The organism is Amycolatopsis sp. NPDC059021, from assembly GCF_042739895.1.
GTDB lineage: Bacteria > Actinomycetota > Actinomycetes > Mycobacteriales > Pseudonocardiaceae > Amycolatopsis.
Genome location: NZ_JBHYIQ010000138.1, coordinates 8,407 through 15,394, shown reverse-complemented (window position 1 = coordinate 15,394; position 6,988 = coordinate 8,407). Strand labels below are relative to the sequence as shown.

The 6,988-nt window shown below is 71.7% G+C and carries 4 protein-coding genes and 1 pseudogene; all 5 read right to left on the bottom strand.

The window, feature by feature from the left end; translation table 11 throughout:
- Positions 1–301, bottom strand: a pseudogene (locus tag ACFWX1_RS44020) (hypothetical protein); the annotation flags it as partial.
- 81 nt (positions 302–382) lie between these two features.
- Positions 383–1,468 (bottom strand): phospho-N-acetylmuramoyl-pentapeptide-transferase, encoded by a 1,086-nt coding sequence (gene mraY / locus ACFWX1_RS44015; protein WP_378395866.1) that lies wholly within the window; start codon positions 1,466–1,468, stop codon positions 383–385.
- Positions 1,465–2,958 (bottom strand): UDP-N-acetylmuramoyl-tripeptide--D-alanyl-D-alanine ligase, encoded by a 1,494-nt coding sequence (gene murF, locus ACFWX1_RS44010; protein WP_378395865.1) that lies wholly within the window; start codon positions 2,956–2,958, stop codon positions 1,465–1,467. Before murF ends, mraY begins: the two co-directional genes overlap by 4 nt.
- On the bottom strand, positions 2,955–4,514 hold the full coding sequence (locus ACFWX1_RS44005) for a UDP-N-acetylmuramoyl-L-alanyl-D-glutamate--2,6-diaminopimelate ligase (RefSeq protein WP_378395864.1): 1,560 nt from the start codon (positions 4,512–4,514) through the stop codon (positions 2,955–2,957). The genes murF and ACFWX1_RS44005 overlap by 4 nt, the downstream gene beginning before the upstream one ends.
- Before the next feature lie 374 nt (positions 4,515–4,888).
- On the bottom strand, positions 4,889–6,814 hold the full coding sequence (locus tag ACFWX1_RS44000; protein WP_378395863.1) for a peptidoglycan D,D-transpeptidase FtsI family protein: 1,926 nt from the start codon (positions 6,812–6,814) through the stop codon (positions 4,889–4,891).
- Positions 6,815–6,988: the final 174 nt, after the last annotated feature.

Here is a 6,988-nt window from a genome sequence, read left to right as displayed (position 1 = left end):
GCGCGCGCGCGGCCCGCGGGCGCCCCGCCCCCCCCCCCCGCCCCTGACCGCCCCCCCACACCCCCCCCCCCCCCCCGGCGCCCGCGGCGCCCAGCAGCGGGGACGTCGGTCGCCAGCCGGGGCTGGTCACGACGAGGTCGGTGCCCGAGGGCGGCTCCGTCAGCCCTGGCACCAGCTCGGCGCCAAGGCCGTCCAGTTCGGCCAGCCGCTCGGCGTTGCCGTCGGTGACCGTGACCAGCGCGCCCAGCTCACGCAGCACCGGGACGACCGACTTGCCGGTGACCCCGGCCCCCGCGACCAGGACGCGACGACCCGCGAGGTCCTTCCGACCTTCCTCCCCACCGCCGCCCTCAGCGGAGGCGCTTCGCGCCGCTGTCACGTTCTAGCCCCCGAAGCCCAGCTGCTCGCTGTAGAACAGGCCCAGCCCGAACATGCAGCAGATCGCCGAGAGCAGCCAGAACCGGATGATCACCGTGGTTTCCGCCCACCCGGCGAGTTCGAAGTGGTGATGGAACGGCGCCATCCGGAACAGCCTTCGCCGCGTCGTGCGGAACACCGCGATCTGCGCGACCACCGAGATCATCTCGACCATGAACAGCCCGCCGATGACGATGGCGAGCAGCTCGGTGCGGGTCGTCATGGACAGCCCGGCGACCAGGCCGCCCAGCGCGAGCGAACCGGTGTCCCCCATGAAGATCTTCGCCGGGGCGGCGTTCCACCACAGGAACCCGACACAGGCGCCGGTGGCCGCGGCGGCGACCACCGCGAGGTCCAGCGGATCGCGGACGTCGTAGCAGGCGGCCTGCGGCGGGTAGTTGGCGCAGGACAGCCGCTCCTGCCAGAACGAGATCACCACGTACGTCGCGAGCACCATCGCCGCGGCGCCACCGGCGAGACCGTCGAGCCCGTCGGTGAAGTTGACCGCGTTCGACCAGCCCGAGATCACGATGTAGCAGAAGATCACGAAGATGATCGACGGGAACGTGATCAGCGCGAGGTCGCGGACGTAGGACAGGTTCTGCGACGCCGGGGTCAGCCCCCGCGCGTCGGCGAACTGCAGCGACAGCACCGCGAACAGCACGGTCACCACGAGCTGGCCGACCAGTTTCGCGGTCTTGTTCAGCCCGAGGTTGCGCTGTTTGCGGATCTTGATGAAGTCGTCGAGGAACCCGACGATGCCGAGTCCCACCGCGAGCATGAGGACCAGCAGCCCGGACGCCGAGGGCATCGCGCCCTTGGAGCTGAGCATCCAGCTGATCAGATGCGCGACGAAGTACCCGGCGACCATCGCGATGATGATCGCGACGCCACCCATCGTCGGGGTGCCGCGCTTGGATTTGTGTCCCTGCGGGCCTTCCTCGCGGATCTCCTGGCCGAAACCCTGCCGGGAGAAGACCCGGATGAGGTAGGGCGTCAGCAGAATGGAGACCAGCAGGCCCGCCGCGGCCGCGATCAGGATGCTGATCACGCGTCACCACCGTTCGAGCGTTCTTGGGCAGGGGCTTGGACTTCTTCGGCTAAGAGAGCGTCGGCCACCCGCCACAGAGCTTCGGACTTGGAGGCCTTCACGAGCACGAGGTCGCCGGCGCGGAGCTGATCATGCAGCAACGCCGTCGCGGCCCCGACATCGGGTACCAGCACCGACTCCTCGCCCCAGGACCCTTCGTGCTGGGCGCCGTGATGCATCGCCGCGGCGCGCTCTCCGATGACGACGAGCCGGGAGATGTTGAGCCGGACCGCGAGCCTGCCGATCTCGTCGTGCGCGCGGACGCGCTCCTCGCCGAGTTCGCCCATCTCGCCGAGCACGGCCCAGGTCCGGCGTTCCCGCCCCATCGAGGCCAGCGTCTTGAGCGCGGCGCGGACGGACTCGGGGTTCGCGTTGTACGAGTCGTTGAGCACGGTCACGCCGTCCGCGCGGGTGGTGACCTCCATGCGGCGCTCCGAGCGCCGCTGGACCGCCGACAGCCGCGAGGCGACGTCCTCGACGGAGGTGCCCAGCTCCAGCGCCACGGCCGCCGCGGCGAGCGCGTTGCCCACGTGGTGCTCGCCGAACAGCGGGAGCCGGACCCCGGCCTCGCCCTCGGGCGTCACCAGCTTGAACGACGCCCGCGCCTGCTCGTCCAGCGTCACGTCCACCGCGCGCACCTGGGCGCCGGGGCTCTCGCCCACGCCGACGACCCTGGCCTTCGTCCGGCTCGCCATGGCCGCGACCAGCGGATCGTCGAGGTTCAGGATCGCGACCCCGTCCTCCGGTAGCGCCTCGACCAGCTCGCCCTTGGCCTTCGCGATGCCCTCCCGCGAGCCGAACTCGCCGACGTGCGCGCTGCCCACGTTGATCACGACGCCGATCCTCGGCGGGGTGATCGAGGCGGCCTCGGCGATATGGCCGATCCCGCGCGCGGACATCTCGAGCACGAGGTGCCGGGTCGCGGCGTCCGCGCGCAACGCCGTCCACGGGTGGCCCAGCTCGCTGTTGAACGAGCCGGGCGGCGCGACCGTGGGACCCAGCGGTTCGAGCAGCTGGGCGATGAGGTCCTTGGTCGAGGTCTTGCCCGACGAACCGGTGATGCCGACCACGGTGAGCCCGTCCGCGGCCAGCCGCCCGACGACGTACCGGGCGAGCTTGGCCAGCGCCGCCAGCACGGCGGCCCCCGAACCGTCCTTGTCGCCGGCCAGCGCGACGGACCGCTCGTTGGCCTGGCCCTCGGCCGGCGGCACGACGATCGACGGCGCGTCGACCTCGCGGGCGGCCAGCACGGCGACGGCACCGGCCTCGGCCGCCTTGGCGGCGAAGTCGTGCCCGTCGACGCGTTCCCCCGGCAGGGCGACGAACAGCCCGCCGGGCGTGACCTTCCTGGTGTCGAATTCGACGCTGCCGGTCACCGTGGCGCTGCCCTCGGCCCGGTGCAGCCTGCCGCCGACGACGCCGGCGATCTCGGCGAGGCTGAGCACGATCACGAAGTCACCTCGAGTTGCTTTCTGATGGCCGCTTCGAGCTCGTCGCGGTCGGAGAACGGATGGACGACCCCCTTGGCCTCCTGGCCGGTCTCGTGCCCCTTGCCCGCCACGAACACGATGTCGCCGGGACGCGCGAGGGAAACGGCCTCGGTGATGGCCTCGCGGCGGTCGCCGATCTCCAGCACCTCACCGCCCTGCGCGGGGCCGACGCCGCGGGCACCGGCGAGCATCGCGGCGCGGATCGCGGCGGGGTCCTCCGAGCGCGGGTTGTCGTCGGTCACGATGAGCACGTCGCTGCGCCGGACCGCGGCCTCGCCCATCATCGGGCGCTTGGCGGTGTCCCGGTCGCCGCCGCAGCCGAGCACGGTGATGATCCGGCCCTCGGTCCGCGCCCGCAGCGCGTCGAGCCCCTGCGCCACCGCGGCGGGCTTGTGCGCGTAGTCGACGACCGCGGTGAACGGCTGGCCGAGGTAGACCCGCTCCATCCGGCCCGGCACCTCGACCGCGGCGAGCCCGGCCACGATGTCGTCGAGCGCGATCCCGGCGTTGGCCAGTATCGCCGCCGCGAGGACCGCGTTGGCGACGTTGAATTCGCCCGGCAGGGGGATCCGCGCCCGCGCGCTGAGCCCGTCCGGGCCGTGCAGGGTGAACGACTGCTCCCCGGCCGAGGTGGCGGCCAGGTCGGTGGCCCGCCAGGCGGCGTCGGTGCCCGGTTCGGTGGACACGGTGACCGTCTGCGGGGTCAGCAGTGCCTGGCCCCACGCGCTGTCCACGACGACGACCTCGGTGGTCGAGCGCCCGTCGAACAGCAGCGACTTGGCGGCGAAGTACTCCTCCATGTCGCGGTGGAAGTCCAGGTGGTCCTGGGAGAGGTTGGTGAACGCGCCGATCGCGAACCGGGTGCCGTTGACCCGGCCCAGCGCGAGCGCGTGGCTGGAGACCTCCATCGGCACGTGCGTGACGCCGCTTTCGAGCATCACCGCGAGCAGCGCCTGCAGATCGGGGGCCTCCGGCGTGGTGAAGCCGCTGACCAGCCGCTCCCCCGCTATCCGGGTCTCCACGGTGCCGATCAGCCCGGTGGTGATCCCGGCGGCCTTGAGCCCCGCGTCGACCAGGTAGGACGTCGTCGTCTTGCCGGAGGTCCCGGTGACCCCGAGGACCGACAGCCGCAGCGACGGCTCGCCGTAGATCCACGCGGCGATCGAGCCGAGGACGGCCCGCGGGTCGGGATGCACCAGCACCGGGACGCCCGCGTCGCGCAGGGCGGGCCGGGCCGCGCCCTGCTCGTCGGTCAGGACCGCGGCGGCGCCGCCCGCGACCGCCTGGTCGCTGAAGTCCGCGCCGTGGGCACGGGCTCCCGGCAGCGCGGCGAACAGGTCGCCGGGCAGGACGTGCTGGGCGCGCAACGTGGTCCCGGTGACCGTCAGGTCGGCCGCTTCGGGACCGTCGGCGATCAGCCGCGCGTCCGCGCGGGCGAGCAGCGTGGCCAGCGGGACCGGTTCGATGCGCGCGGGCCGTGGGGGCGCGGCGACCGCCTTGACCGGACTGTCCGGCAAAGACGCCGCCCCCGGGGAGGCACTGTGAGGACTGGACGAGGACACCGACACGGCAGGAAGGCTACTGGTGCGCGGTTCCGGTTCGTTCAGGCGGTACGCCATTTCCCGCTTCCCGGCTCCGGCATGCTATGGGGCTTGCCCGCAAAGCCTTGTCCCGCAAGGTTTTGCCAGCTGGAGCACTGATTCATGTGGACATACGCCGCTATTGATCATGCCGGGGCGGAACGTTTTCCGGTCTGCACGTGCACGAGCCGCGAATAGGTTGCTTTTCTGTGCGAATTCCCGCCCGCGCTCTCGATCCCGCCCCCGTGCCGTGAAGGCCTCCTTCACAGCGCTCACCGCTGTGAAGGAGGCCTTCACGGACCTCGCCGAAGTCAGGGCAGAACCAGGGGGACGACCGGGGTGGGGCTGTCCGAGATCGGGATCTGGTACCGCTGGCCGAGGTAGGACGCGATCGAGTGGAACAGCGGCCCGGCCGAGTGCCCGGCGGGCAGCGTCGTGTCGGGCGCGTCGAGGCGGATGCCCACCACGAACCGCGGGTGATCGGCGGGCAGGATCCCGGCGAAGGTGATGTTGTTCAGCGTGTCGCTGTAGGCCTTCGTCTTCGGGTCGATCTGCTGGCCGGTGCCGGTCTTGCCGGAGACCTGATAGCCCTCGACGGCCGCGCTCGGCGCGGTGCCGACGTCCTGGCCCTTGCCCTTCTGCACCACGGCGCGCATCATGTCGCGCACCGTCTTCGCGGTCTGCGGGCTGACCACCTGGACGGTCTTCGGCGCCGGTTCGGGCACGACCGTCCCGTCCGGACTGACCTTCGCCTTCACGATCCGCGGCTCGACGCGCAGCCCGTCGTTGGCGATCGCCTGGTACATCCCGGTCATCTGCAGGATGGTCATCGACAGGCCCTGGCCGATCGGCAGGTTGCCGAAGGTCGAGGCGGACCACTGGCTGCGCGGCGGCACGTACCCGCCGCTCTCGCCGGGCAGGCCGATGCCGGTCTTCTGGCCGATGCCGAACTTCTTCAGCATGTCGAGGTAGTGCTCCTCGCCGACCTTCTGCGCCAGCAGCAGCGTCCCGACGTTGGACGACTTCGCGAAGACCCCGGTCGTGGTGAACGTCTGTGTGCCGTGGGGCCACGCGTCGTTCACCGTGCGGTCGGCGACCTTCAGACTGCCCGGGACCTGCAGGGTCGACTCCGGCGTGGCCGCGTTCTCGTCGATCGCCGCGGTCGCGGTGACGACCTTGTTCACCGAACCGGGCTCGAACGGCGTCGTGACCGGCCGGTTGTTGAGGTTCTCCGGGTCCTGCAGCGTCGCCGGGTCGTTGGGGTTGAACGTCTTCGAGTCCGCCAGCGCGTAGACCTCGCCGGTCTTCGCGTCCATCACCACGGCCTGGCCGCCCTTGGCGTGCGACTGCGCGACGTAGTCCGTCAGCTGCCGCTGCAGTTCGTACTGGACGTCCGAATCGAGGGTCAGCTCGAGGTTCGAGCCGGGGATCGCGGCCTGGAGATCGCGTTCGGTACCGGGGATGACGACGTTGTCGTTGCCGTTCTGCGTGTTCACCATCCGGCGGCCCGGCGTGCCCGCGAGGTCGTCGTCGCGCGCGGCCTCCAGCCCGACGACGCCGTGGATGTTGTGCTTGGACACGTCCGGGTCGTCCATGCGCCAGTTCGCCAGCCCGACGATGTTCGAGGCCAGCGAGTCGCCCGGGTACTCCCGCTTGGCGCGCTTCTCCACCCCGATCCACGCGTACTTCTTGACGATGTCGGTGGCCACCGACGGTTCGATGTTGTTGACCAGGTAGGTGAACGCGTCGGGCTTGTGGAACAGCGTCAGCAGCTGCTGCTCGCTGATCACCCCCGGCAGCTTCGCCGAGATGTACTTCGCCGCGCCCGCGACCTCGTTCTCGAAGTTCCGCCCGCCGGCCGGGTTCTTCGCGGCGAACTCGTCCATGGACTTGTGCAGGGCCTTGAGGTTCACCGAAAGCGTGCGGGTTTCCGCGCTGAACGCGAGCTTCCCGCCGTTGCGGTCCACAATGGACCCGCGCTGGGCCGGGATGTCGATGGTGAGGGTGCGCTGCCGCTCGGCGGCGGCCGACAGCGCGCCCGCCTCGAACCACTGCACCTGCACCAGCTTCGCGCCCGCGGCGATCATCACCGCGACCAGGATGATGCGCACCGCGGAGAACCGGCCGCGCTGCCCGCCGTTGCCGCGCTTGGCCACCGCGCGGCGCGTCCCGGCGGCGTAGGTCCGCCGGGCGCTGCCCGCCGCGCGGGTGCGTGCCGGTCCCGGCCTGCCCGCCATCAGTGGCCTCCCTGCTCCGCCGGTGTCTCGGCGGGTGGCGCTGTCAGGTCACCCTCGGTCCGCGCCCCGCGCGGGGGCGCGCCCGCCGGGGGGGCGGGCGGGGCGGACGGGGGCCCCCGCGGCGCCGCCGGCGCCCTCTTCGGCTCGCCCACGAGCGGGGTGGTGCCGGGCGGG